Annotated in this window: 21 protein-coding genes; 16 read left to right on the forward strand and 5 right to left on the reverse strand. The window is 73.9% G+C overall.

The window, feature by feature from the left end; all coding sequences use genetic code 11:
• Positions 1–301 precede the first annotated feature (301 nt).
• Positions 302–790 (forward strand): beta-class carbonic anhydrase, encoded by a 489-nt coding sequence (locus ACWIYF_RS00075; protein ID WP_448626070.1) that lies wholly within the window; start codon positions 302–304, stop codon positions 788–790.
• 94 nt (positions 791–884) lie between these two features.
• Here ACWIYF_RS00075 and ACWIYF_RS00080 read toward each other — a convergent pair whose 3' ends face one another.
• The 3 genes from ACWIYF_RS00080 to ACWIYF_RS00090 form a co-directional block, all read right to left on the reverse strand.
• Entirely contained in the window at positions 885–1,514 is a 630-nt protein-coding gene (locus ACWIYF_RS00080; protein ID WP_448626071.1) for an NADPH-dependent F420 reductase, read from the reverse strand.
• Between the two features lie 74 nt (positions 1,515–1,588).
• Positions 1,589–3,010, reverse strand: a complete 1,422-nt coding sequence (locus ACWIYF_RS00085) for a DUF1116 domain-containing protein (protein ID WP_448626072.1) — start codon at positions 3,008–3,010, stop codon at positions 1,589–1,591.
• A complete protein-coding gene (locus ACWIYF_RS00090; RefSeq protein WP_448626073.1) occupies positions 3,007–4,524 on the reverse strand; it encodes an FdrA family protein in 1,518 nt (505 codons plus the stop codon). The genes ACWIYF_RS00085 and ACWIYF_RS00090 overlap by 4 nt, the downstream gene beginning before the upstream one ends.
• A gap of 181 nt (positions 4,525–4,705) precedes the next feature.
• Here ACWIYF_RS00090 and ACWIYF_RS00095 point away from each other — a divergent pair, with 181 nt between their 5' ends.
• The 5 genes from ACWIYF_RS00095 (at position 4,706) to ACWIYF_RS00115 (ending at position 10,724) form a co-directional block, all read left to right on the forward strand.
• Positions 4,706–6,211: a uracil-xanthine permease family protein gene (locus tag ACWIYF_RS00095; protein ID WP_448626074.1), complete on the forward strand. Its 1,506-nt coding sequence runs from the start codon at positions 4,706–4,708 to the stop codon at positions 6,209–6,211.
• Positions 6,208–7,080 (forward strand): FAD binding domain-containing protein, encoded by an 873-nt coding sequence (locus ACWIYF_RS00100; RefSeq protein ID WP_448626075.1) that lies wholly within the window; start codon positions 6,208–6,210, stop codon positions 7,078–7,080. Before ACWIYF_RS00095 ends, ACWIYF_RS00100 begins: the two co-directional genes overlap by 4 nt.
• Positions 7,077–7,595, forward strand: coding sequence for a (2Fe-2S)-binding protein (locus ACWIYF_RS00105; protein ID WP_448626076.1), 519 nt, complete (start codon positions 7,077–7,079; stop codon positions 7,593–7,595). The genes ACWIYF_RS00100 and ACWIYF_RS00105 overlap by 4 nt, the downstream gene beginning before the upstream one ends.
• Before the next feature lie 64 nt (positions 7,596–7,659).
• Complete coding sequence (gene cutA / locus ACWIYF_RS00110) at positions 7,660–10,068, forward strand: aerobic carbon-monoxide dehydrogenase large subunit (protein WP_448626077.1); 2,409 nt, start codon at positions 7,660–7,662, stop codon at positions 10,066–10,068.
• Entirely contained in the window at positions 10,065–10,724 is a 660-nt protein-coding gene (locus ACWIYF_RS00115; RefSeq protein ID WP_448626078.1) for an SRPBCC family protein, read from the forward strand. Before cutA ends, ACWIYF_RS00115 begins: the two co-directional genes overlap by 4 nt.
• Positions 10,725–10,867: 143 nt before the next feature.
• Here ACWIYF_RS00115 and ACWIYF_RS00120 read toward each other — a convergent pair whose 3' ends face one another.
• A complete protein-coding gene (locus tag ACWIYF_RS00120) occupies positions 10,868–11,506 on the reverse strand; it encodes a LuxR C-terminal-related transcriptional regulator (protein WP_448626079.1) in 639 nt (212 codons plus the stop codon).
• A 390-nt stretch (positions 11,507–11,896) separates the two neighbouring features.
• Positions 11,897–12,625, reverse strand: a complete 729-nt coding sequence (locus ACWIYF_RS00125; RefSeq protein ID WP_448626080.1) for a LuxR C-terminal-related transcriptional regulator — start codon at positions 12,623–12,625, stop codon at positions 11,897–11,899.
• 387 nt (positions 12,626–13,012) lie between these two features.
• On the opposite strand from ACWIYF_RS00125, the gene ACWIYF_RS00130 reads away from it, so the two are divergent.
• The 10 genes from ACWIYF_RS00130 (at position 13,013) to ACWIYF_RS00175 (ending at position 24,320) form a co-directional block, all read left to right on the forward strand.
• Positions 13,013–13,339: a TcmI family type II polyketide cyclase gene (locus ACWIYF_RS00130; RefSeq protein ID WP_448626081.1), complete on the forward strand. Its 327-nt coding sequence runs from the start codon at positions 13,013–13,015 to the stop codon at positions 13,337–13,339.
• 62 nt (positions 13,340–13,401) lie between these two features.
• The gene (locus tag ACWIYF_RS00135; protein ID WP_448626082.1) at positions 13,402–15,123 is read left to right on the forward strand and encodes an acetyl-CoA carboxylase carboxyltransferase subunit alpha; all 1,722 of its coding nucleotides are present in this window, start codon (positions 13,402–13,404) and stop codon (positions 15,121–15,123) included.
• A gap of 1 nt (position 15,124) precedes the next feature.
• Positions 15,125–15,652 (forward strand): acetyl-CoA carboxylase biotin carboxyl carrier protein, encoded by a 528-nt coding sequence (locus ACWIYF_RS00140; protein WP_448626083.1) that lies wholly within the window; start codon positions 15,125–15,127, stop codon positions 15,650–15,652.
• Positions 15,649–17,400: an acetyl-CoA carboxylase biotin carboxylase subunit gene (locus ACWIYF_RS00145; protein ID WP_448626084.1), complete on the forward strand. Its 1,752-nt coding sequence runs from the start codon at positions 15,649–15,651 to the stop codon at positions 17,398–17,400. Before ACWIYF_RS00140 ends, ACWIYF_RS00145 begins: the two co-directional genes overlap by 4 nt.
• A gap of 22 nt (positions 17,401–17,422) precedes the next feature.
• Complete coding sequence (locus ACWIYF_RS00150; protein WP_448626085.1) at positions 17,423–17,920, forward strand: SRPBCC family protein; 498 nt, start codon at positions 17,423–17,425, stop codon at positions 17,918–17,920.
• Positions 17,917–18,885 (forward strand): ACP S-malonyltransferase, encoded by a 969-nt coding sequence (locus tag ACWIYF_RS00155; RefSeq protein WP_448626086.1) that lies wholly within the window; start codon positions 17,917–17,919, stop codon positions 18,883–18,885. The genes ACWIYF_RS00150 and ACWIYF_RS00155 overlap by 4 nt, the downstream gene beginning before the upstream one ends.
• A complete protein-coding gene (locus ACWIYF_RS00160; protein WP_448626087.1) occupies positions 18,882–19,304 on the forward strand; it encodes a cupin domain-containing protein in 423 nt (140 codons plus the stop codon). The genes ACWIYF_RS00155 and ACWIYF_RS00160 overlap by 4 nt, the downstream gene beginning before the upstream one ends.
• Complete coding sequence (locus ACWIYF_RS00165; protein WP_448626088.1) at positions 19,301–20,593, forward strand: beta-ketoacyl-[acyl-carrier-protein] synthase family protein; 1,293 nt, start codon at positions 19,301–19,303, stop codon at positions 20,591–20,593. The genes ACWIYF_RS00160 and ACWIYF_RS00165 overlap by 4 nt, the downstream gene beginning before the upstream one ends.
• Positions 20,590–21,825: a beta-ketoacyl synthase N-terminal-like domain-containing protein gene (locus ACWIYF_RS00170; RefSeq protein ID WP_448626089.1), complete on the forward strand. Its 1,236-nt coding sequence runs from the start codon at positions 20,590–20,592 to the stop codon at positions 21,823–21,825. The genes ACWIYF_RS00165 and ACWIYF_RS00170 overlap by 4 nt, the downstream gene beginning before the upstream one ends.
• Complete coding sequence (locus ACWIYF_RS00175) at positions 21,822–24,320, forward strand: FAD-dependent monooxygenase (protein ID WP_448626090.1); 2,499 nt, start codon at positions 21,822–21,824, stop codon at positions 24,318–24,320. Before ACWIYF_RS00170 ends, ACWIYF_RS00175 begins: the two co-directional genes overlap by 4 nt.
• Positions 24,321–24,331 lie beyond the last annotated feature (11 nt).

A 24,331-nucleotide genomic window follows, 5' to 3' on the forward strand; every position in this document is an offset into this window, starting at 1 on the left:
CTGGCGGGTGGCCGCACCTCCGGCAACCACACCGACCGGCGGTTTTCCTGCGGCCCCTTCCGGAGGCAGTGGTTGAAGGTGCAAGCTCGCGGGGTGCGCGGCGCCGAGCTGGAGGCCTTCTGGCCGAGCCGGCGGCTGAACGCGTTCGACGGGCTGTGTCGACCGGCCGCGCCGCCGCGTGCTGCCGGGGCGCCGGGCCGGTCCCGTCCCTGACCGGTTCGCCGGCAGCCGAACCGCCGCGGGGCGCGGCCACGAGGGACGAGTCCGACCGCTCATCCCCCGCCCAGGAGGCCCCTCCGCCATGACCGTGACCGACGACCTGATCGCCAACAACGCCCGCTACGCCGAGAGCTTCTCCGGCCCACTGCCGCTCCCGCCGGCCAAGCACGTCGCCGTCCTCGCCTGCATGGACGCCCGTCTCGACGTCTACCGCGCCCTCGGCCTGAACGAGGGCGAGGCACACGTCATCCGCAACGCCGGCGGCGTGGTCACCGACGACGAGATCCGCTCGCTGGCGATCAGCCAGCGGCTGCTCGGCACGACCGAGATCATCCTCATCCACCACACCGACTGCGGAATGCTCACGTTCTCGGACGAGGACTTCCGCGGCTCCATCGAGCAGGAGACCGGTGTGCGGCCCGACTGGCACTCCGAGGCGTTCCCGGACCTCGAGGACGACGTCCGGAAGTGCGTCAAGCGGATCACCGAGAGCCCGTTCATCCCGGACAAGTCCAGCGTCCGAGGGTTCGTCTTCGACGTGGCCACGGGCAGGCTGTCCGAGGTGGTCTGACGCCGAGCGAGATGCGCGGTCTCGTGGCTTTCCGGCGACGGAAGCCACGAGACCGCGCATCTCGCCGGACGTGCGCTGCGCCGTCGGCTGAGCGTCAGCCGGTCGGGCCGACCAGCTGCCACGCACTCTGCCACGCCCAGCCGTTGGCCACGTTGAGCGCGATGTTGAGGAAGGCCATCTCCTCGAGCGTGCGCGCGAACCGCAGACCGCCGGCGTCCAGCGGCGCGAACCCGAGTGAGCCGGCCAGCTCGGCGACGCGCGCCTTGGCCGCGGGGTCGTCCCCGGCCACGAGCACCTGGATCGGGGCACCGTCCTCGGTCGGGGCGGCGTAGCGGGCGGCCAGGACGGTGTTGAACGCCTTGACCACCGGCACGTCGCCGGCCCGCCGCTGGACCGCCTCGGCGCCCGAGGTGCCGGCGATGTCGAGGTCGTCGAACGTCGCGTTCAGCGGGTTGCTGACGTCGATCAGGACCGCACCGGACGCCGCGGGCGCGACCTCGGCCGCGATGTCCGGGGCGGCGGAGCCCGCGACGGCGAGCAGGACGACGTCGGCCCCATCCACCGCCTCGGTGTTGCTGGCGGCGGCGCGGGCGCCGACCTCGGCCGCGAGCGCCTGCGCCTTGTCCGGGTGCGCCGCCGCGAGGACGACCTCGTGGCCCGCGGCGGTGGCCGCGCGGGCGAAGCCCGAACCGACGTTCCCGACACCGATGATGGCGATCCGCATGCCGCCGTCCTCCAGGTACTTGATCTCTCAAGGATCCCCGTGGAGGACGACGCTAGGCGTCGCCGCTCGAGCGGTCAAACGGTGCTGCGGGACTCCTCCGCCAGCGCCGCGAGCGCCTTCTCGAAGCACTCCTGAGGCGGCTGCACCAGCCCGGCGCCGACCTGGCCGGTGCCGGCGACCCGCCCGGCCATGCCCGTGTTGATCTGCGGCAGCCAGCCGGTGCGGGCCACCTTGACGACGTCGATGCCGGTGGGCGAGCCGCGGAAGCCGAGGATCGGGATCGCCATCGCCGGGTTCTCCGAGAGCGTGATCTGGTACATCCGCTCGGTCGTGGCCAGGGCGTCGGGCACGGTGCCGCCGACGAAGCGCACGATCGCGGGTGCCGCCGCCATCGAGAACCCGCCGACGCCGTAGGTCTCGGTGATCGCGGAGTCGCCGATGTCGGGGTTGGCGTCGTCGGGGCCGTAGTCGCCGAGGAAGAGCCCCACCGGGGTCTGCGCTGGACCGGTGAACCAGCGGTCGCCGGTGCCGGCGGTCTGGATGCCGAACTCGGTGCCGTTGCGGGCCATCACGGTGAGCATCGTGGAGCCCGGGATGCCGCGCGCCGCGTCCATCGCGAGCTTCGCCGTCGGCATGCCGAGGTTGAGGAAGAAGTGCTCGTTGCCGCCGATGAACCGCAGGACGGCGGCGATGTCCTTGGCCGGGGCGTCCACCTCGACGACGGCCGGGGACAGCTCCCGGAGGGTCATCAGCGAGCCGGCCCGGTTGCGGTTGTGCCCTTCGTCGCCCATCTGCAGCATCTGGGCGAGCACCGCCTTGACGTCGAGCGGGCTCCCGCCGGCGTCGATCGCGCCGCGCACCGCCTTCGACAGCACCGGGCCGAGGACGTCGCGCATCCAGGCCAGCCGGGTGAGCACCTCGTCGTTGTAGGCGCCGTAGCGCAGCACCTTGCCCAGCCCCTCGTTGAGGTTGCAGAAGGCCCGCCCGCCGTGCACCGGGTCCTCGAGGCACCACATCCACATCGATGGGCTGGTCACGCCGGCCATCGGCCCGACCGCGCGGTGGTGGTGGCACGGGTCGAGGGCGATCTCCCCGGCCGCGAGCATCTTCTCGGCCTCCTCCGCCGAGGAGGCCCAGCCCTCGTGCAGTACGGCGCCGATCAGCGCGCCGCGCAGCGGACCGGAGGCGTCGGCCCACTCGATCGGCGGTCCGGCGTGCAGCAGGGTGCGGTCGGCCGGGCCGAGCACCTCCCGCGCCGGCCGGACGTCGACCAGCTGCGACCCGGCAGCCATGACCCGCTCGACCGCCGTCCGGTTGGCCGCGGCGCGGCGGGCGTCGAGGGCGAGCGCCGCGAGGTCGGCCGGGTCGCCGAAGGCCGGCGGCCGCCAGTCGACGTCGTGGACCTCGGCGCCCTGGGCGCGCAGCGCGTCGGAGAAGACGTCGACGCCGGCGGCGACGATCGTCGGCGGGGCCGCGAGCAGCTCGGACAGGCTCATCGAGAGGCTCCCAGCAGGTCGAGGGCGTACCGCGTGGCCGCGGCGTTGGAGGCGAAGACCGCTGCGCCGGCCGCCTGCAGCGCGTCGGCCTGGCGGCTCCAGCCCTGCGGGTCGGCCTCGGTGCCGATCAGCGCAATGACGACCGGCAGCGTGCGCGCGGCCCGGGCGGCGGTCAGCGCGGGCACCAGCGTGGCCGCCGGGTCGGGGTCCGCGCCGTGGCCGAGGACGACGTCCAGCAGCAGGACCGCGGCCTCGCCCTCGGCGGCCAGGGCCGCGATCGCCTCCAGCCGGAGGGTCGGGTCGATCATCGGGTGCGCGCGGCCGACGGTCAGCGCGTCGTCCCCGAAGTCGACGACGACGTGACCGCTGACCGACAGGTCCGCCCCCAGGTCGAGCTCCGGCCGCAGCGGGATGTTGGAGCGGATGTCACCGAGCACGGGGCTGGCGAGCAGCATCGCCTCGTCGGCGAGCGTGCCGCCGGAGTAGAGACCCTTGAGCACCGCTCCGGGCACGGGCGCCTCCGCGGGCCCGGGCCGCGACGGCCACTGCGGGACGTCGAGGCCCATGTCGGCGAGCAGGCCCTCGACGGCGGCGGTGAGGTCCGGGCTGTCGGGCGAGAGGACGGCGGAGCGCACCGGGACGTCGAGCTTCGCGGCCGCCTCCTCCACCGCCGCGGCCACCGACGGCGCCGGCGGCTTGGACACCAGCAGCACCCGCTCGGTGGCAGGATCGGCGTCCAGGGCGGCGAGCGCGTCGAGCGTGGCCAGCCCGCCGACCTCCTCCTTGAGGTCGCGGCCGCCCACGCCGAGCACGTGCGACACGCCGACGCCGGCCATGTCGAGCAGGCAGGAGACCTGCTGGGCGCCGGTGCCGGAGGCCGCCACCAGGCCGACCGGCCCGGGGCGGACGACGTTGGCGAAGCCCAGGGCGACACCGGAGACGATGGCCGTGCCGCAGTCGGGGCCCATGACCAGCACGCCGGCGTCGTGGGCCGCGCGCTTGAGCAGCACCTCGTGCTCGACCGGGACGCCGTCGGAGAACACCAGCACGCTGCGGCCGGCGGCGATCGCGTCGGCGGCCTCCGCGACGGCGTACTGCCCCGGCACGCTGACGATGGCCAGCGCCGAGCCGTCGGGCGCCAGCTCCTCGAGGCCGGCCCCGATGGTGCGCAGCGGGATGGTGGCGGCGGTGGCTGTGGAGCGCTCGCGCTCGGCGAGGGCCGCGTCGACGGCGGCGGTGGCGGCGGCCAGCGCGTCGTCGTCCGTGGCCCGGATCGCGACGAGCAGCTGCTCGGGTGAGGCCTCCTCGGCGGGGGCGAGGCCCATGTTGGCCGCCAGCTCGAGGTTCAGCGGGGTGGCCATGGCGACCAGGACGGCGGTGACGCCGTCCCGCGCGCCGACGTCCCGGCTGACCTGCATGAGCCGCACGGAGTCGGCGTAGACGCCCGATCGCAGGGTGACCGAGCGGACCCCGTCGGGGACGGGAGGGGCGCCCGGGGAGGGTGTGGCAACCACGTCCAGGACCGTACTCACCGGTGTCTCAGCGGTGAAGTATCGGCGGCAAACCGCAATAACGATTTAGCACTGAGGTACTTCCGCCGGGCTGTGTGCGGTGACACAGTGGCGCCGCCCGGTGCTCGCAACGCCCGTTGACCGACACCGGATCGGGTCGTAAGTGCACGTCGAGGAGGCACTCATGGCGTTCAGTTGGAAGCTCTACGGGGACGGCAAGACGCCGCCCTTGGGCGAGGCGGTCGCCCCGGACGAGCGCCTGTCGTGGCCGCGCACGGTCGGCATCGGCGCTCAGCACGTGGTCGCCATGTTCGGCGCCACCTTCGTCTTCCCGATCGTCATGGGCCTGGATCCCAACCTGGCGATCATGATGAGCGGCATCGCGACGATCATCTTCCTGCTCATCGTCAACGGGAAGATCCCCAGCTATCTGGGCACCAGCGCCTCGTTCGTCGGCGGGGTCGCCGCCATCCGCGCCCAGGGCGGCGACTCGAGCGACGTCGTCGGCTCGATCCTGATCGCCGGTGTCGTACTCGCGCTGGTCGGCCTGTTCATCCACTTCGCCGGCGCCCGCGTGGTGCACCGCGTGCTGCCGCCGGCCGTGACCGGCGCGGTGGTCATGCTGATCGGCTTCAACCTGGCCCCGGTCGTGGCCGACATCTACTGGCCGCAGGACCAGTGGGTCGCCCTCGCGACGATGGCGTTCGTCATCGTCTGCGCACTCGCCCTGCGCGGCTTCTGGGCCCGCATCTCCATCCTGCTCGGGCTGATCTTCGGCTACCTGCTCTCCTGGCTGCTCGACGCCACCGCCGGCCCGATCACCTCGGTGCTCGGCGGCGCCACGGAGGCCACGACGCACAACCGGGTCAACCTCGACGGCGTCGAGAGCGCCCCGTGGCTCGGGACCCCGAACTTCACGGCGCCGAGCTTCTCGGTGAACTTCAGCCTGCTCGTGCTCCCCGCCGTCATCGCGCTGATCGCGGAGAACGCCGGTCACGTGAAGGCGGTCAGCGAGATGACCAAGCGCGACCTCGACCCGCTGCTCGGCCGGGCCATCGCGGCCGACGGTATCGCCACCGTCGTCGCCACCTCGGTCGGCGGCTCACCGACCACCACCTACGCCGAGAACATCGGCGTCATGGCCGCGACCCGGGTGTACTCGACGGCGGCCTACTACGTGGCCGCGCTCGTGGCCATCCTGCTCGGCTTCGTGCCGAAGTTCGGCGCGCTCATCAGCGCGACTCCGGGCGGCGTGCTGGGCGGCATCACCGTCGTCCTGTACGGGATGATCGGCCTGCTCGGCGCGAAGATCTGGAAGGAGAACCGCGTCGACTTCGCCAACCCGATCAACCTGGTCCCGCTGGCGGCGGGCATCATCATCGCGGTCGGCGACGTGGCTCTGCAGTTCACCGACACCTTCACGCTCTCCGGCATCGCCCTGGGCACCATCGTCGCCGTGGTGGGCTGGCACGTGGCCCGGGTGCTCGCGCCGGCCGACATGCGGAACGCGCTCCGCCACGAGGCCGGCTACTACGGTGCCGGCGAGACGGTGATCGAGGAGTTCGACTTCCGCGGGGTGCACGAGGCGGAGGGGCGCCACGAGTCCGCCGACCCGTCGTCGGTCGACCAGGTCGGCCGCCCGGGTGCCACCGGTTCCCGGACGCCTGGAGAGGGCACGCGCAACCAGTGAAACCGGCACCGTTCCGCTACGCCGACCCCGGCTCCCTCGACGAGGCCCTCACGGTCCTGTCCGACGAGGGGGAGGGCGCCAAGGTGCTGGCCGGGGGTCAGTCGCTGCTGCCGCTGCTGTCGATGCGGCTCGCGGCGCCGACGACCCTGGTCGACATCAACCGGGTGCCCGGTCTCGACACCGTCGAGGCCACCGGGGACGGCGTGCGGGTCGGTGCGCTCGTCCGGCACAACGCACTGCTCCACGACGACGCCGCCGCGCGGGTGCAGCCGCTGCTCGCCCGCGCGACGGCGAACGTCGCCCACCCCGCGATCCGCAACCGCGGGACGACGGTCGGCTCCATCGCGCACGCCGACCCCTCGGGCGAGATGACCTCCGTCCTCGCCCTGACCGACGGCTCCGTCACGGTGGCCACCCCCGAGGGCGTCGAGACGGTCGGCTGGCAGGACTTCTTCGTCGGGCCGCTCGAGACCTCCGTCCACGGCCCCGCCGTCGTCACCTCCGCCTTCTTCCCGGCGCTGCCGCCCCGCTCGGGGACGGCGTTCGCCGAGGTGGCCCGCCGCAAGGGCGACTACGCGGTGTGCGGCGCCGGCGTCGTCGTCACGCTGGACGAGGACCGCCGCGTGTCCGCCGTCCGCGCCTCCTACATCTCCGTCGGGCTGGTGCCCGAGGTGCACGACCTGACCGAGGCCGTCGCCGGGTCGCCGGTGGAGAAGGCCGACTGGGCCGCCGCCGGCGAGCGGGCGAGGACCCTGGTGGACCCGGACTCCGACATCCACGCCAGTGCCGACTACCGGCGGCTGCTGGTCGGCGTCCTGACCGAGCGAACGCTGGCGGCTGCTGCTGCCGAGGCGAAGGGACGGGCATGACCGCCTCCGTCGACACCGAGCGGAACGTCGTCCTGACCGTGAACGGCGTACCGCACGAGGTGACCGTGCCCGTGCGCCGGCTGCTGTCGGACGCGCTGCGCCACGACCTCGGGCTGACCGGCACCCACGTCGGCTGCGAGCACGGCGTCTGCGGCGCGTGCACGGTGCTGGTCGACGGCCGGCCGATGCGCTCGTGCCTGCTGCTCGCCGTCCAGGCAGCCGGGCACGAGGTGCAGACCGTGGAGGGCCTGGCCCGGGACGACGGCCGCGGCGGGCAGGTGCTGCACCCGGTGCAGGAGGCCTTCCGCGAGTGCCACGCGCTGCAGTGCGGGTTCTGCACGCCGGGCTTCCTCATGACGATCAAGGCGGGGCTCGAGGAGCGGCATGCCTCGGCGGAGCTGACCGAGGAGGAGGTCGACGAGATCGTCGGCGGCAACCTCTGCCGGTGCACCGGCTACGCCAACATCAAGAAGGCGGTCCGCCACGCCGCCGCCGCGATGAAGGACGGCGCCTGATGCGCTTTATCGGGCTGACCCACGGTGCTTCAGCCCGAAAAAGCGCGGGTGAGGGGGGACGGCGGTGACCACGAAGCTGTTCGGGGAGCCGGTCCGCCGCCGGGAGGACGCCCGGCTCATCATCGGCAAGGGCCGCTACCTCGACGACATCGGGCACACCGCGCTGGCCGCCGCCTTCGTGCGCAGCCCGCACGCGCACGCCCGCATCGTGGACATCGACGTCGAGGCCGCCCTGGACGTCGACGGCCTGATCGCGATCTACACCTACGAGGACCTCACCGGCCCGATGGCCGAGCCGCTGCCGGTGCTCATCCCCCATCCGCAGCTGCACGCGCCGCGCACCGGCTACCCGCTGGCCAAGGGCGTGGTCAACCACGTCGGCGAGCCCGTGGTCATGGTCGTCGCCACGGACCGCTACCTCGCCGAGGACGCCGCCGAGAGGATCGTCGTCACCTACGACGAGCTGCCGGTCGTCGTGGGCGTGGACGCCGCCCGTGAGGCGACGGCCGCCGTGCACGACGACGTCCCGGACAACGTCGCCGCCGTCCACCACCAGGAGACCGGGGACGTCGACGCGGCGCTCGCCGCCTCGCCGCGGACGCTGAGCTTCACGCAGTACATCGAGCGCAGCGCCTGCACGCCGATGGAGGGCAAGGGCGTGCACGCGCGGTGGGACCCCGACGACCGGTCCCTGCGCGTGTACTCGAGCACCCAGGCGGCGACGTCGGTGCGCGCGGCGATCGCCGCCAAGCTCGAACTCAGCCTGGACAAGGTCGAGGTGATCGCGCCGGACGTCGGCGGCGGCTTCGGCGTGAAGATCGTGCACCCGTGGCCGGAGGAGCTGCTGGTGCCGATGGCCGCCATCGCGCTCGGCCAGGAGGTGAAGTGGACGGAGGACCGTCGCGAGCACTTCATCTCCAGCGCGCACGAGCGCGAGCAGCGGCAGGAGATCACCGTCGGCTTCGACGACGACGGCCGGATCACCGCCCTCGACGTCCACATCTGGCACGACAACGGCGCGTACACGCCCTACGGGATCATCGTGCCGATCGTGACGGCGACCCAGCTGGTCGGGCCGTACGCGATCCCGACGTACCGGGTCAAGGTCGCGAGCGTCTACACGAACACCGTGATCGTGACGCCGTACCGCGGCGCCGGGCGGCCGCAGGGCTGCTACGCGATGGAACGCACGATGGACCGCATCGCCGACGCGCTCGGGCTGGACCGGGCCGTCGTCCGTGAGCGCAACCTGATCCAGCCCGACCAGTTCCCGTACGACCACCGCCTGACGTTCCAGGACGGCCGGCCGGTCATCTACGACTCCGGCGACTACCCGGGCCTGCTCACGAAGCTGCGCAACCTCGTCGGCTGGGAGTCGATGGATGACCGGCGCAGGGACGCCGAAGCGCGGGGGAAGCTGCTCGGCGTCGGGATGGCGCTCTACGTCGAGGGCACCGGACCCGGGCCGTACGAGGGCGGGCACGTGCAGGTGCTCGGCAGCGGGAAGGTGCTGGTGTCGACCGGGCTGACCTCGCAGGGCCAGGGCCACGAGACGGTCTTCGCGCAGATCGTCGCCTCGGAGCTCGGGGTGCCCATCGAGGACGTCGAGGTGACGACGGGCGACACGCGGCGCTTCGGCTACGCGGTCGGCACGTTCGCCTCGCGGGCCGCGGTGATGAGCGGCAACGCGATCGCACTGGCCGCGCGCGGGGTGCGGCAGAAGGCGCTGCGCATCGCTGCGGACGTGCTGGAGGCCAACCCGGACGACCTGGAGATCGCCGACGGCGTCGTGCAGGTCAAGGGGACGCCGGGCGCCGCGATCCCGCTGCGCACGGTCGCCGTCCTGTCCAACCCCCTGCGGTACGCCTTCGACGAGGCGGCGAAGCAGGCGACCCAGTTCGCGAGGACGACGTCCGACGACCGGCCGCCGGTCGCCGAGGGCGACGCTCCCGGTCTGGAGCACCGGGACTACTACTCGCCGATCCGCTCGACGTTCGCCTCCGGCGCCCACGCGGCGGTCGTGGAGATCGACCCGGCGACGTGGCAGATCGAGGTCGTCGACTACGCGGTCGTGCACGACTGCGGCAACATCGTGAACCCGATGATCGTCGAGGGGCAGGTGCAGGGCGGCGTCGCGCAGGGCGTGGGCGGGGCGCTGTACGAGCGGATGGCCTACGACGCCGACGGGCAACTGCAGAACGCCTCCTTCATGGACTTCCTGATGCCGTACGCGTCCGAGATCCCCGACGTCGTCATCGACCACCAGCAGACGCCGTCGCCGCTGAACCCGCTCGGGCTCAAGGGCGCCGGCGAGGCGGGGGTCATTCCGGGGACGGCGGCGATCGCCTCGGCGATCGAGGACGCGACCGGACGGCGGATCGCCTCGATGCCGATCTCGCCGACCGAGCTCTACGACATGATGCGGAACGAGAACGCCGAGCGAACCGCTCGGGGGACGGGAGTGCTGGCGTGAACCTCGACGGCTCTGCGGTGCTGCACGCGGACCCCGATCGCGTCTGGTCGGTGATCACCGACCCGGCGGTGCTGGCGCGGACCATCCCGGGCTGCGAGTCCCTCGAGAAGACCGGGGACGACGAGTACAGGATGAACGTCTCGGTCGGGGTCGGCGCGATCCGCGGGACGTACGCCGGCGAGGTGCGGCTGTCGGACCAGGACCGGCCGAAGTCCTACGTCATGCACGCCTCCGGTGCGGGTGCGCCGGGTCAGGTCCGCGCGACGGTGCAGATCAACCTCGAGCCCTCCGACGAGGGCACGGCGCTGACCTACTCCGCGGACGCCGTGGTCGGCGGGCCGGTGGCCGGGGTCGGGCAGCGGATGATGACCGGCGTCGCCAAGCGGATGGCCGGTCAGTTCTTCAAGGCGATCGACGCCGAGCTGACCGGTGCCGTGGTGCCGATCGGCGCCGCGCCGTCCGCCCGTGTCCCGGCCGAGGCCGAGCCGGCCGCGCCCGCCGCCTCGGGAGCCGTGCCGCAGGTCTTCGCCGGCCGGGCGGCGTCCGCTGCCGCCGGCGGCAGCGACACGCAGACGTTCCTGCTCGGGGCCGGCGTCGGCGCGCTGCTCACCGCCTTCGGCGTCGCGATCGGCTACCTCCTGGGCCGCCGCCGCTGACCCGGCCGCGCGTCGGGCCGGCAGCGCGGCTCGATCCCCCAGGACGCGAGGGACCCACCTCGGGTCGGAGGAGCGGCGCGACCGGGGGATGAGTTCTCCCGACCTCCGGATGACTCCCGGCCGTCCCGAAGGCGCGGGCCACGTCAGGCCGCCGGCGACCGGTCCCGGTTGACCAGGATGGCGAGCTGCGTGCGGGTCCGGACATCGAGGCGGCGCATGACCGCCGTCAGGTGGCTCTTGACGGTCGCCAGGCTCAGGAACAGCCGGCCGGCGATCTCCTCGTTGGACAGGCCCTGCGCCACGAGCTCTGCGACTTCGCGCTGCCGCTCGGTGAGCCTGTCGAGCACCCGCCGGCAGTCCGACGGCGCGGTCGGCGCGGTCAGGTAGTGCACCAGCTGGTCGGTGGCCGCGGTGTCCAGCGCGGCCTCGTGCCGGGCGAGCGCGCGCACCCCGTCGACGAGCCGCTGGGCGGCCGAGCGGCGAGGGAGGTAGCCGCGGACGCCGGCCTGGAGCACCTCGACCAGCTCGGTCTCGGCCTCCTCTCCCGTCTCGGCGAGCACGAGGACCGCCGTCCCCCGCCGGCAGAGGTCGCGCAGGAGCGGCAGCGTGGCCTCACCCACGAGCCCCTGGCGGACGACGACGACGTGCGTCCCCATCCCGTCGGCCGCCGCCACGGCCCCGGGCAGGTGAGCCGTCTCGGCGACCACGGCCATGTCCGGCTCGGCCTCCAGGACCACGCGGAGCCCCAGGCGGAAGACCTCCTGGTCCTCGCACAGCAGCACGCGGACCAGGGACGTCGGCGGACGCGCGGCATCGGGGCAAGGCACCGGGGCGCGCGCGGACGGCGCGGGCCGCGGCACGGCGGGCACGCCGGTCCGACCATCGGGACGACCCGGGAGCGGGCGCACCTGCCCCGGCCCGGCGGCGTTGTGCACATGGTTCACGAGACGCGACCCCCTGCCCAGCTCGAGCGATCCGTGTCCGGTCGCAAGTCCAGCGGTAAGAGGTAATTCGGCACCGGTACGTTCCGGCTGTCGAACAGAACGGTAGCGCACAACCTATCGCTCTCGCGCAGCAGAGTGTCACACCGCCTCACAGTCGGACCACAGTCGGATCACAGCGCGATCACAGGACAGTCGCCTCTCCGCCGAGGCTTCACCGTGCGTGGTGGTTCAGCTACTCACTCTGCCGTCGTCCCACGTGCCGGGAGGGCGGGCGGACCGGTGCACGTAGATGGCGAGCTGCGTCCGGTCCCGCAGGCCGAGCCGCCGCAGGGCGACCGTGATGTGGCCCTTGACGGTCGCCCTGCTCACGTGCAGCCGCTCGGCGATCTCCGCATTGGTCAACCCCTCGGCGACCAGATCGGACACCGCCTGCTGCCGCGCGGTCAGCTGCCCGGCGCTCGCCTGGACGTCGTCGTCCGGCTCCCGGGTCCGGTCCAGCCGGTGGAGCAGTTCCCCGGTCACGACGGCGTCGAGGACGGTCTCTCCCCGCGCCACGGCGCGCACCCCCTCGACCAGGCGCTCCGGGCTCACGGTCGTGTGCACGTACCCCCGGGCGCCGGCCCGCAGGGCATCGACGAAGTCGCCGCCCGTGCCGGGCTCGCCGAGCAGCACCACGCGGACGCCGATCCCGGTGAGCGCACGCACGAGTTCATGGACGACGGGGCCCTGGGCGCCGAGGCCGACGAGGGTGACGTCCGGCCGGAGGCGGACGGCGAGCGCCAGCGCCTCGTCGGCCGCACCCGCCTCAGCCACGACGACGAGGTCCGGAGCCCAGCGCAGGACTGTGCGCAGCCCGTGACGCAGGACCTCGTGATCGTCGCAGATGAGGACACGGACGGCCGTCCCGTCCCTGGGCCCGGTCCCTCGCGGCGTGCTGTCATCCGGTCCGCCGACCATGCTCGTCAGCTCCCGTCCCGGTCCGCCGCAACGTCACAGCGACACCGCCCGTTCGGAAAACCGGAAGCTAGGCGATTCCCCCGACGGGCCGCCACCAGGACGGGCACGCCACGGGCGATTCGGGTCGACGTTCATACCCGGGTAGGGGGTCGGCCTCGTCCGGAGAGCGAGCAGCACCACCGCACTCGGTCGCGGTCCCCTCACCCGCGGGAAGGGCCCGGCATCCTCCGGGAGCGCCTGCCCCACGCTCCAGGTCGGAGCGCCCAGCGCGCCCCGGAGCGCGGTTGCGAACCAGACGCGCGGCCGATGCCGTCGGCGGAGGCGCACTCCTAGCGTTCGGCGCATCCGTTCCGGCCCGTCGGCGCCGGTCGCGACGCGGGAGGCCCCGTGCACCAGACGATGATCATCGCGAAGATGGCGCCGGACAGCGCGTCCGAGGTGGCCGCGATCTTCGGCCGCTACGACGGGACGTCCATGCCGCACGAGATCGGCGTGCGGCACCGGTCGCTCTTCTCGTTCCACGACCTGTACGTGCACCTCATCGACTTCGACCGGCCGGCGCCCGAGGCCATGCGGATCGCCCAGTCGCTGCCGGCCTTCCGCGCCGTGAGCGACGACCTGCGGCCCTACATCGAGGCCTACGACGCGAATTGGCGCTCGCCGCGGGACGCGATGGCCCGGCGCTTCTACCACTGGACGTCCTCACCCGAGTGAGGCCCGGTCTCCGACGAGGCACCTCGCACAGCAGCCTCGCGACCACGCCTGAGAGGCACGAGATGACGACCACGGCACCCGGCGCCGCCGTCCCGGCGGCCGATCAGGCGGACTGGCTCTCCTGTCCCGACTGCGGCTGGTTGCTCTACCGCAAGCGCCTGGACCGGAACCTGTCCGTCTGCCCCGAGTGCGACCACCACCTCCGGCTGGGCGCCCGCACCCGGATCGAGCTGCTCGTCGACCCGGGCAGTTTCACGGAGACCTTCTTCCCGCCGGGCCCCCGCAACCCGCTGTCCTTCACGGACGTGCGCGACTACCCGGCCCGGCTGCAGGAGGCCGCACGCCGCTCCGGCGAGTCCGAGGCGGTCGTCGTCGGCACGGCCGGCATCGGCGGATCGGGTGTCGTCGTCGCCGTCATGGACTTCGCGTTCCTCGGCGGCAGCATGGGCGTGGAGGTCGGGCGGCGGGTGAGCGGGGCGGCGGCGATGGCCCTCGAGCGGGACCTGCCGCTGGTGACCGTCTGCGCGAGCGGCGGCGCGCGGATGCAGGAGGGCGTCTTCTCGCTCTTCCAGATGGCGCGGACGAGCGCCGCCTTCGCCCGCCTGCGGGAGGCCGGCCTGCTCACCGTCTGCGTGCTCACCGACCCCACCTACGGCGGGGTGTCCGCGTCCTTCGCCACCCTCGCCTCGGTCCTGATCGGCGAACGGGGCGCGCACGTCGGGTTCGCCGGCCCCCGGGTCGTGCAGGAGACGATCCGGGCCGCCCTGCCCGACGACTTCCAGACGGCGGAGTTCCTGCTGGCGCACGGCCTGGTCGACCGGGTCGAGAGCCGGGCGGAACTGCGCCCCCTGCTGGCCCGGCTGCTGGCCCTGCACCGTCGCCGGCCGGGGGCCGGCCCGGGGAGGGGCGGCGGCCGGGAACGGCCGCTCGGCCCGCCCCGCGGCGCCCCCGACGTGGACCCGTGGGAGGTCGTGCAGCGGGCGCGTCGCACCGACCGGCCCACCACGCTGGACTACCTGCACTCGGTGTTCGACGACTTCGTCGAGCTGCACGGCGACCGCGCCTTCGGGGACGACCCCGCCGTGGTCGGTGGCGTGGCCTCGCTGGGCGGGCGCACGGTCGTGGTGATCGGACACGAGAAGGGGCACACCGTCCGGGAACGGGTGGCCCGCAACTTCGGGATGCCGCACCCGGAGGGGTACCGGAAGGCGCTGCGACTGCTGGGGTACGCGGAGACCTTCGGCCTGCCGGTGGTCACCCTCGTGGACACCCCGGGGGCGCATCCCGGGCCGGAGGCCGAGGAGCGCGGCCAGTCCCACGCGATCGCGGAGATCATCCAGCGCAGCAGCCGGCTGCGGGTCCCCGTCGTCGCCGTGGTGACCGGCGAGGGAGGTAGCGGCGGCGCGCTCGCGCTGTGCACCTCCGATCGGCTGCTCGTGCTCGAGAACGCCTACCTGTCGGTCATCAGCCCCGAGGGGTGTGCCGCCATCCTCTGGCGCACCGCGACCGAGGCGCCCACCGCAGCCCGGGCCATGCGGCTGGGCGCGGCGCACCTGTACGAGACCGGCATCGCGACGTCCGTCGTCCCCGAACCCGAGGGCGGCGCGCACACCGACCCGGGAGCGGCCGCGGACGCGCTCCGCGAGGCCCTGCTCGACGAGCTCGACGACCTTTCGCGGCTCGACATCTCGGAGCTGCTGGAGAGGCGGTCCCGGAGGTTGGCCCGCATCGGCGGGGACGACGGCCTCCGCGCCGTCCGTACCGAGGTCCCGGAGGGGAGCTGACGTGCAGCCGACCGAGCTTCCCCCGAGGACGGCGAAGAGCCCGGCCCAGCCGCCCGCCGACGACGCCGCCCGGGCGCTGCGGGACGAGGTCGTCGAACTGGCCCGGGCCCTGCCCGGGGGCCTGCGCCGGCTGACTGTGCGCAGCGGGGACCGCGCGATCGAGGTCGAGTGGGCGGCCGACTCCCCCGGTCCGGGCGACGGCGCCCCGCGCCCCGCGCCGGCGCCGCAGCCCGGCACCCACGGCCCGGCGGACGCGGCCCCGGAGGTGCCGGAGGGCCTCAGCGCCGTCCGCGCGCCCCTCGTCGGCACCTTCTACGCGGCGCCGTCCCCCGATGCGGACCCGTTCGTCCGCGAGGGCGACGAGGTCGAGGTCGGCCAGACGCTCGCCATCGTCGAGGCGATGAAGCTGATGAACCCGATCCTCGCCGAGGAGCCGGGAGTCGTGGCCGAGATCCTCGTCGGGAACGCCGGGTCCGTGGAGTACGACCAGGTCCTGATGCTGTTGCGGCCCTCCGGACGGCCGCGATGATCAGCCGCCTGCTCATCGCCAACCGGGGCGAGATCGCCGTCCGCATCGCGCGGGCCTGCCGCGAGCTCGGCATCGAGGTCGTCGCTGTGCACTCGACCTCCGACCGGAACTCCGCGGTGGTCGACCTGGCCGACGAGGCGGTGCACATCGGGCCGCCGGCGCCGCGGTGCAGCTACCTGCACGTGCCCAACATCGTGGAGGCAGCGCTGCGCGCCGGCGCCGACGCCGTCCACCCCGGCTACGGGTTCCTGTCCGAGGACCCGGACTTCGCCGAGATCTGCGCGGCCGAGGGCCTCACCTTCGTCGGTCCGCCGCCCGCGGTGATGCAGTCGATGGGCAACAAGGCGACGGCGCGCCGCCTCATGGCCGACGCCGGCCTGCCGCTGCTGCCGGGGGTCGTGGAACCGGTCCGGACGGCGGACGAGGGGCGGCAGATCGCCGAGAGCATCGGCTACCCGGTGATCATCAAGGCGGCGGCCGGCGGGGGCGGGCGCGGGATGACCGTCGTGACCTCCCCGGCCGACTTCGCCGAGGCCTTCACCAGCACGCGGGCCACCGCGCGCGCTGTCTTCCGTGATCCCGCCGTCTACGTCGAGCGGTTCCTCCCGTCGGCCCGGCACGTGGAGGTGCAGATCCTCTGCGACACCCACGGCAACGGGATCTTCCTCGGCGAGCGGGACTGCTCGCTGCAGCGCCGGCACCAGAAGCTGCTCGAGGAGGGGCCGGCCGGGCACCTCTCGCCCGCCCAGCGCACCGGGCTCGGCGCGCTCGCCGTGCACGGCGCCCTCTCGGTCGGCTACACCGGGGCCGGGACGATGGAGTTCCTCGTCGACGGCGCCGGGCGCGCGTACTTCATGGAGATGAACGCCCGGATCCAGGTGGAGCACCCGGTCACCGAGCTGCTCACCGGGGTGGACCTCGTCCGCGAGCAGATCCTCGTCGCCGGCGGCCGCCACCTCCGCATCCGCCAGGAGGACGTCGTCCCCCGGGGTGCCGCGATCGAGTGCCGGATCAACGCCGAGGACCCCGCCCGCGGCTTCGCGCCGGCGCCCGGCCGCCTCGAGGTCCTGCAGTCCCCCGACGGCCCCTGGACCCGCTTCGACACCGGCTACCGCCAGGGCGACGAGGTCAGTCCGCACTACGACTCCCTGCTGGGCAAGCTCGTCGTCTGGGCCCCCGACCGCGAGCAGGCCATCCGCCGGATGGACCGCGCGCTCGCCGAGCTGCGGGTCCAGGGGCCGGGCGTGCACACCACCGCCGCCCTGCACCGCGCCCTCCTTCGCCACCCCGACGTGATCGCCGACCGGCACGACGTCCAGTTCCTCGACCGCGCGCTGCCCGAACTGCTCGCCCGGACCACCGCGCTCGCCCGGGAGCCGGCGCCGGCCCTGCCCGCCGCGCGCGGCTCCCTGCAGCTCGTCCGCTCCGCGACGCCGGACCGACCGGCGCCGCCCCGTCCCCGCACCGCTCACGAGAGGAACCGCGCCATGCCCGACCCGTCGTTCACCATCGACGACCTCATGGACCTGCTGACGGAGAAGGCGGGTCTGCCCCCGTCGGCGCGCACCTCCGATCCCGACGCCCGCTTCGCCGACATCGGCCTGGACTCCCTGGCCTTCCTGTCGATGCAGACCGAGCTGCAGGAGCGCTACGGGACCGAGATGCCCGACGACAGCCCCGACCGCTACACGTTCGGCGAGATCGTCGCGACCGTCGCCGGCTCGTCCTCCCCGGCCGGCATGGCCTGACCTCTCACACGAGGAGATCCCCATGAGCACGATCGAGCAGGACAGCCTGACCATCGGCCACACCGACAACTCGATCTTCATCGACGCCGACATCGACCACGTCTGGCGCATGACCAACGACCTGCGCTCGTGGCCCGACCTGTTCACCGAGTACAGCGAGGTCGACGTGCTGGCCCAGACCGGGTCGACGTTCCGGTTCCGGCTCAAGATGCACCCGGACGAGTCGGGGCGCGTGTGGAGCTGGGTGTCCGAGCGCACCCTCGACGAGGCCAACCACGAGGTCGTGGCCCGCCGTCTCGAGCCCGGCCCGTTCGAGTTCATGGACATCCGCTGGAGCTACGTCCCCGAGGGCAGCGGGACGCGGATGCGGTGGGTGCAGGACTTCCGGATGCGCCCGGAGGCCCCCATCGACACCGCCGGGATGACCCAGCGGATCGATGCCAACAGCAAGATCCAGATGGCGGTCATCAGGGACAAGGTGGAGGCCGCCGCCGCGGGGCGGGCGGAGCGGGCGACATGACCCGCACCCGGGGGGTCGCCGTCGTCCTCCCCGGCGAGAGCGGCGCCTTCGGCGGCATGGCCAACCCCTGGCGGTTCGACGACGCGGCCGCCGCCGTCCTCGCGGAGGCCTCCGCGGTCGTCGGCCGCGACGTGGCCGACTGGTGGCGGGACCCGCTCAACCTGGCCGACCCGGCCGCCGCCCACCTGGCGGTCGTCGTCACCGGCGTGGCCGGCTACCGCAGCCTGGCGGCGCGCGGCCTGCGGCCGCTCGCCGTGGCCGGCCACGGGGTCGGTGAGTACGCCGCCCTGGTTGCGGCCGGCGCCCTGGCCCTGGACCAGGTGGTGGAGGCCGTGCACTGGCGGGCCGAGCTGCTCTCGCTGGCCCCCCGCTCGTCCTGCGCCGGCATGGCCGCGGTCATCGGCCCGCGGGCCGGGGACGTCGCCCGCGCGGTTGTGGCGGAGGCCGGGAGCACCGGGACGCTCGCCGTCGCCTGCATCGACGGCCCGCGCCAGGTGGTGCTCTCGGGCGACCGCGAGGACCTCGGCCGGGCCCGCCAGGCGGTGCTCGCGGCGGGGCTGGACATGGTGCGCCTGCCCGGGCGGGCGGTCTGCCACGGCCCGCTGATGCGGCCGGTCGCCGCGCACCTGGCCGCGGCGCTGGCCGACCTCGACTGGTCGGCACCCGCGGTCCCGGTGCTGCCGAACGCCGATCCGGTGCCCACCCGGGACCCCGACCGGCTGGCGCACTGCCTGTGCGCGCAGCTCACCGCCCCCGTGCAGTGGGAGGAGACCTCCCGTGGGCTGGTCGCGGCGGGCGCCGAGACCGTGGTCGAGATCGGCAGCGCCCCCGTCCTCGGGCCGCTGGTCCGGCAGGTCCACCCCGCGCTACCGGTCCACCTCGTCACCGGTCCCGGGTCACCGTTCCCCGTCGCGCCCCCGGAGCCGGCCCTCGCCGGACCCGCGCTCACCCGAGGAGAGACATGACGACCATCCAGCACGCCCCTCCGGCGGTGCGCGTCGGCCCGACGGTGTCCCGTGCGGACACGCCGCCGAACCGCCGCCGGGGCGGCGACATCCGGGTGCTGCTCTCCCCGGCCAGCGTGGGGGCCACCGCTGGGTTCATGGGCACCCTGACCCTGGAGCCGGGCGAGGTCGTGACCGAGCACTGGCACCCGTACTCGGAGGAGTTCCTCTACTGCGAACGCGGGGACGTGCTGGTGACCCTCGACGGGGAGGAACGACGGCTGGTCGCCGAGTCCGCGGTGCACATCCCGATCGGGGTGCGGCACCGCATCGTCAACGACACCGCGTCGACGGCCTTCTTCGTCTTCCTCTGCGGCCCGCTGGCGCCGCGGCCGGAGCTGGGCCACGTCGACACCGAGCTCCCGCCGGGCCTCCGGTGAGCACCCACCGCCGGGTCGTCGTCACCGGGATCGGCGTCGTCGCGCCCGGCTCGATGGGGCGCGAGGGCTTCTGGGACATGCTCACGGCAGGGCGGACGGCGACCCGGCGGATCACGTTCTTCGACCCCAGCCGCTTCCGCTCCCAGGTGGCGGCGGAGGTGGACTTCGACGGCCGGCTCCTCGGGCTCACCGCCCACGAGGTGCTGCGCAACGACCGCTTCGTGCAGATGGCCCTCGTGGCCGCCGACGAGGCGGTCGCCGACAGCGGGCTGACCCTCGGGGCCGGCGGCGCCGAGGACGCGCCCGACCCCGAGCGGGTCGGGATCACCCTCGGCAGCGCGGTCGGGGCGACGATGCGGCTGGAGCAGGAGTACGTGGCGGTCAGCGACGCCGGCACGCACTGGCTGGTCGACCCGCGCTACGCCTCCCGGTTCCTCCACCACGCGCTGGTGCCCAGCTGCGGCGCCACCGAGCTCGCCGTCCGCTTCACCGCCCACGGGCCGGCGACGGTGGTCTCCACCGGCTGCACGTCCGGGATCGACGCCGTCGGGTACGGCAGCCAGCTCATCGAGGACGGCGACGCCGACGTCGTCCTGTCCGGGGCCAGCGACGCCCCCATCTCGCCGATCTCCATGGCCTGCTTCGACACCATCCGCGCGACCACCGGCAACAACGCCGACCCCGAGCACGCGGCGAGGCCGTTCGACGCCCGGCGGGACGGTTTCGTCATGGGGGAGGGCGCCGCCGTCCTGGTCCTGGAGGAGCTGGGGCACGCCCGGCGGCGGGGCGCGGAGGTCTACTGCGAGGTCACCGGCTACGCCAACCGCTGCAACGCCTTCCACATGACGGGCCTGCGCCCCGACGGCACGGAGATGGCGGAGGCGATCCGTCAGGCCCTCGACCAGGGCCGGACCGATCCGGGCGAGGTCGGCTACGTGAACGCGCACGGCTCGGGGACCAAGCAGAACGACCGGCACGAGACCGCGGCGGTCAAGCTCAGCCTAGGCCCGGCCGCGCAGAAAGTGGCGATGAGCTCGATCAAGTCGATGGTCGGCCACTCGCTCGGCGCCATCGGGTCGATCGAGGTCGCCGCGACGGCGCTGGCCCTGCAGCGGGGCGTGCTGCCGCCCACGGCCAACTACGAGGTCCCCGATCCCGAGTGCGACCTGGACTACGTCCCCAACACCGCCCGGGAGCAGAAGGTCGACGTCGCGGTGTCGGTGGGCAGCGGCTTCGGCGGCTTCCAGTCGGCGATCGTGCTGGCCCGGCCGTCCAGGAGGACACCGTGACAGGACTGCTGGTGACCGGCCTGGGGGTCGTCGCGCCGACCGGGGTCGGCGCGGAGGCCCACTGGTCCTCCCTGGTGCGCGGCGAGCCGGCCATCCGACCGATCGAGGGGTTCGACCCGACGCGCTACGGGGTCGCGCTGGCCGGTCAGGTCCGCGACTTCGTGCCCGAGGAGCACGTGGACCCCCGCCTGATGGTGCAGACCGACCGGTGGACGTGGCTGTCCCTGGCCGCGGCCACGCTGGCGGCCGAGGACGCCGACTACCGCGCGCCGGAGGACGTCTACGCGACGTCGGTCTTCCTCGCGGCGGGCTCGGGGGGCAACGAGTTCAGCCAGCACGAGATCCAGGGCCTGTGGGCCAAGGGCCCCAAGTCGGTCGGCGCCTACCAGTCGATCGCCTGGTTCTACGCGGCCAGCACCGGCCAGATCTCGATCCGGGACGGGTACAAGGGCCCGTCGGGCGTCGTGGTCAGCGAGGCCGCGGGCGGGCTGGACAGCATCGGCTGGGCGCGGCGCGTCGTCCGACGGGGGACGCCGGCGGTGCTCGCCGGCGGCACCGAGGCCGGGATGTGCCCCTATGCGCTGCTGTGCCAGGAGACCTCCCGGCGGCTGTCCACCGCGATCCGGCCCGAGGAGGCCTACAAGCCGTTCGACCGGCGGGCCAACGGGCACGTCGTGGGCGAGGGCGGCGCCGTCCTGCTGCTCGAGGAGCCGGGTGCGGCCCGGGCCCGGGGCGTCCAGCGGGCGTGGGGAGAGGTCGCCGGCTACGGCGCCACCCACGACGCCCACCACCACGAGGATCCGCCGCCGGACGCCACGCAGTACGCGCGGGCGATCCGGCTCTCCCTCGCCGACGCCGGGGTGACGCCGGACCAGGTCGACCTGGTCGTCGCCGACGGGGCCGGGACGCCGGAGCTCGACGCGCTGGAGCTGGCCGCGATCGGCGCGGTGTTCGGGGGCCGGTCGACGCCGGTGCCGGTGACCGCGCCGTCGTCCTTCACCGGCCGGCTGATGGCCGGCGGGTCCGCCCTGGACGTGGCCACGGCGCTGCTGGCGATGCGCGACGGCATCGTCCCCGGCACCGCCTACCTCGACGACCCGGTCGACGCCCCGGGCGTCGACCTCGTGCAGCGGGCCCGCGTGCAGGACCTCGCCACCGTCGTCGTGCTCGCCCGCGGCTTCGGGGGCTTCAACAGCAGCCTCGTGCTGCGCCGGCACAGGGGGACGGCGTGACCCGGGCGGCGGGGGTGCGGACCCTGCTGCGGATGCGCACCCGCGAAGGGTGCGAGGCGCAGTTCGAGGAGGCCTGGCGGAAGGCCGCCGCCGAGATCAGCCGCGTGCCCGGGAATCTGCGGCAGGAGCTCGTCCGGGACGCCGACGACCCCCGGACGTTCGTGATCACCAGCGACTGGGTGGACCGCGCCGCGGTGGACGCCTTCGGCCGCAGCAGCGCCCGCGAGGTCCTCACGGCCGCGCTGCGCGACCTGCGCGAGGACGCCTCGCGCAGCACGTACCAGGTGCTGTGCACGGTGCCCGGTGAGCAGGGCCCGCACGTCCGGGTCGACATCCGGACGGTGGTGCGCCCCGGCGAGGAGGAGGACTTCGAGCGCGCCTACCGGAAGACGGTCGAGCGGCTGCGCGGTACGCGTGGGCTGATCCGGGAGGAGCTGCTCAAGGAACCCGACGAGCCGATCTACCACATCTTCGCCGAGTGGGAGACCGAGCAGGACTTCACCGACTGGGTCGACGACCCGTCGCACGCCGACCAGACCGCCTCGCTGGTCCGGTGGCTGTCGGTGGACTTCGACCGGCAGCTGTTCGAGATCCGCTACCGGCCGCCGGACCACGACACCGGCGACCGCGGCTACGAGCCACCGCCGCTGCGCCCGACCCGGGAGACGCCGGCCGCCGCCCCCTCCTCCCCCACCGGGCTCTCGGTACCGAAAGCCCCCGAGGAGACCGGGCTTTCCGTACCGAAAGCCCCCGAGTGGACGCCGGTGCCCAGCGCGCCGGTGGAGGAGTTCGTCGAGAAGCCGCAGACCGCGCCGTCCCTGACCCCGACGGCGTCCCTCCCCGACGGGCCGACCGACGTGGAGGTGCTCGTCGTGGGGGCCGGCCCGGCCGGGTTGACCCACGCGATCGAACTGGCCCGCCGCGGCATCGCCGTCCGGATCGTGGACAAGCGGTCGCAGGCCGCGACCCAGGCGGACAAGGCGATCGGCATCCACTGCCGGACGATGGAGATCTGGGAGGACCAGGGCATCGCCGCCGAGGCGATGGACGCCGGGATCTGGCTGCACGGGCAGACCGTCTTCGTCAACGGCAGGCAGACCCACCAGGTCGACTGGGCCGGCCTCGACGAGCTGCCCTACGCCCACCTCGGGCTGCCGCAGTACGAGACCGAGCGGCTGCTCACCGACCGGCTCCTCGCCGCGGGCGTCGCCGTGCAGCGCGGGGTCGAGCTGGTCGGGTTCACCCAGGACGCCGCCGGCGTCACTGCGCAGCTGCGGCACCCGTCCGGCGAGGTCGAGGCCACCCGCGCGCAGTACCTCGTGGGGTGCGACGGCGCGCACAGCGCCGTCCGCGCCGGCCTGGGCCTGAACTTCGTGGGCGGGCTGTCGATGTTCCCGCAGCTGTTCATGCTCGGCGACGTCGACGTCGACTGGGACATGCCGGCCGGCCACCTGCTGCGCTGGGTGCGCATCGAGGACGGCGGCGAGTTCACCGGGATGCTCGTCTGCGTCCCGCTCAAGGGCCGCAACCGCTACCGGATCGCCACGCTCGCCCCCGAGCGGCTGCAGAAGACCATCGGCTCCGGGGTCGTGCCGGCCGGGTTCTGGCAGGAGTACGAGCCGCCGTCGCTGGCCGACCTGCAGGCGGCCATCGACGACCTCGGCCCGGCGGGGACGACGGCGAGCAACCTGCGCTGGTCGTCGATCTTCCGGATCAAGCACGGCATCGTCGACCGCTACCGGGAGGGCCGGGTGTTCGTGGCCGGCGACGCCGCGCACCTGCACCCGCCGGCCGGCGGGCAGGGCATGAACACCGGCATCCAGGACGCCTGGAACCTCGGCTGGAAGCTGGCGCTCGCCGTCCGCGGGCTGGCCGCACCCGGCCTGCTCGACAGCTACGAGGCCGAACGCCGCCCCGCCGGCAAGGCGATCGTCGACCGAGCCGTGGCCATCGCGTTCACCGACGAGATGGACATGGCGGACGAGAAGGCGCAGTTCCTGCTCGAGATGCAGATGACGATGAACTACGCCGGCAGCCCGCTGGTCGGCCAGGCGGGCGACGCGGTGGGGTGCGCGGGCGGGCCGGAGCCGGGGCACCGGGCGCCGGACGTGCACGGGCTTCGCCGCTTCGGCGTGGCCCACGACCTGCGGCTGTTCGACCTGACCCGCGGCACCCACACGACGCTGCTGCTCGCCGCGGGCGCCGGTGTCGCCGAGGAGCAGGTGCTCGCCCTGGAGAAGCTGGCGACCTCGGTCCGCCAGGCCACCCGGGGGCAGGTCCGCCCGTATCTGGTCGCCGACGCGGCCGCGCGGCTGCCCGCCCTCGTCGACCTGCCCGTCGTCCGGGACCCCGGGACCTTCCGGGTGGCCTACGGGCTGGCGGACGCCGACACGGCCGCCTACGTCGTCCGTCCCGACGGCCACGTCGGGTTCCGGGCCCGCCCGGTCGCCGACGGCGCACTGCTCGAGCACCTGGCGCGGGTGTTCGCGCCCTGACCGACAGCTGC

The sequence above is a fragment of the Geodermatophilus sp. URMC 64 genome, assembly GCF_053502555.1.

Bases quoted from the DNA above. Each gene is read 5' to 3' on its own strand.
- ACWIYF_RS00105 (WP_448626076.1), top strand. From the start codon at position 7,077: ATGACCGCCTCCGTCGACACCGAGCGGAACGTCGTCCTGACCGTGAAC.
- ACWIYF_RS00145 (WP_448626084.1), top strand. From the start codon at position 15,649: ATGATCAGCCGCCTGCTCATCGCCAACCGGGGCGAGATCGCCGTCCGC.
- ACWIYF_RS00135 (WP_448626082.1), top strand. From the start codon at position 13,402: ATGACGACCACGGCACCCGGCGCCGCCGTCCCGGCGGCCGATCAGGCG.
- ACWIYF_RS00150 (WP_448626085.1), top strand. From the start codon at position 17,423: ATGAGCACGATCGAGCAGGACAGCCTGACCATCGGCCACACCGACAAC.
- ACWIYF_RS00160 (WP_448626087.1), top strand. From the start codon at position 18,882: ATGACGACCATCCAGCACGCCCCTCCGGCGGTGCGCGTCGGCCCGACG.
- ACWIYF_RS00095 (WP_448626074.1), top strand. From the start codon at position 4,706: ATGGCGTTCAGTTGGAAGCTCTACGGGGACGGCAAGACGCCGCCCTTG.
- ACWIYF_RS00075 (WP_448626070.1), top strand. From the start codon at position 302: ATGACCGTGACCGACGACCTGATCGCCAACAACGCCCGCTACGCCGAG.
- ACWIYF_RS00085 (WP_448626072.1), bottom strand. From the start codon at position 3,010: ATGAGCCTGTCCGAGCTGCTCGCGGCCCCGCCGACGATCGTCGCCGCC.
- ACWIYF_RS00080 (WP_448626071.1), bottom strand. From the start codon at position 1,514: ATGCGGATCGCCATCATCGGTGTCGGGAACGTCGGTTCGGGCTTCGCC.
- ACWIYF_RS00155 (WP_448626086.1), top strand. From the start codon at position 17,917: ATGACCCGCACCCGGGGGGTCGCCGTCGTCCTCCCCGGCGAGAGCGGC.
- ACWIYF_RS00125 (WP_448626080.1), bottom strand. From the start codon at position 12,625: ATGGTCGGCGGACCGGATGACAGCACGCCGCGAGGGACCGGGCCCAGG.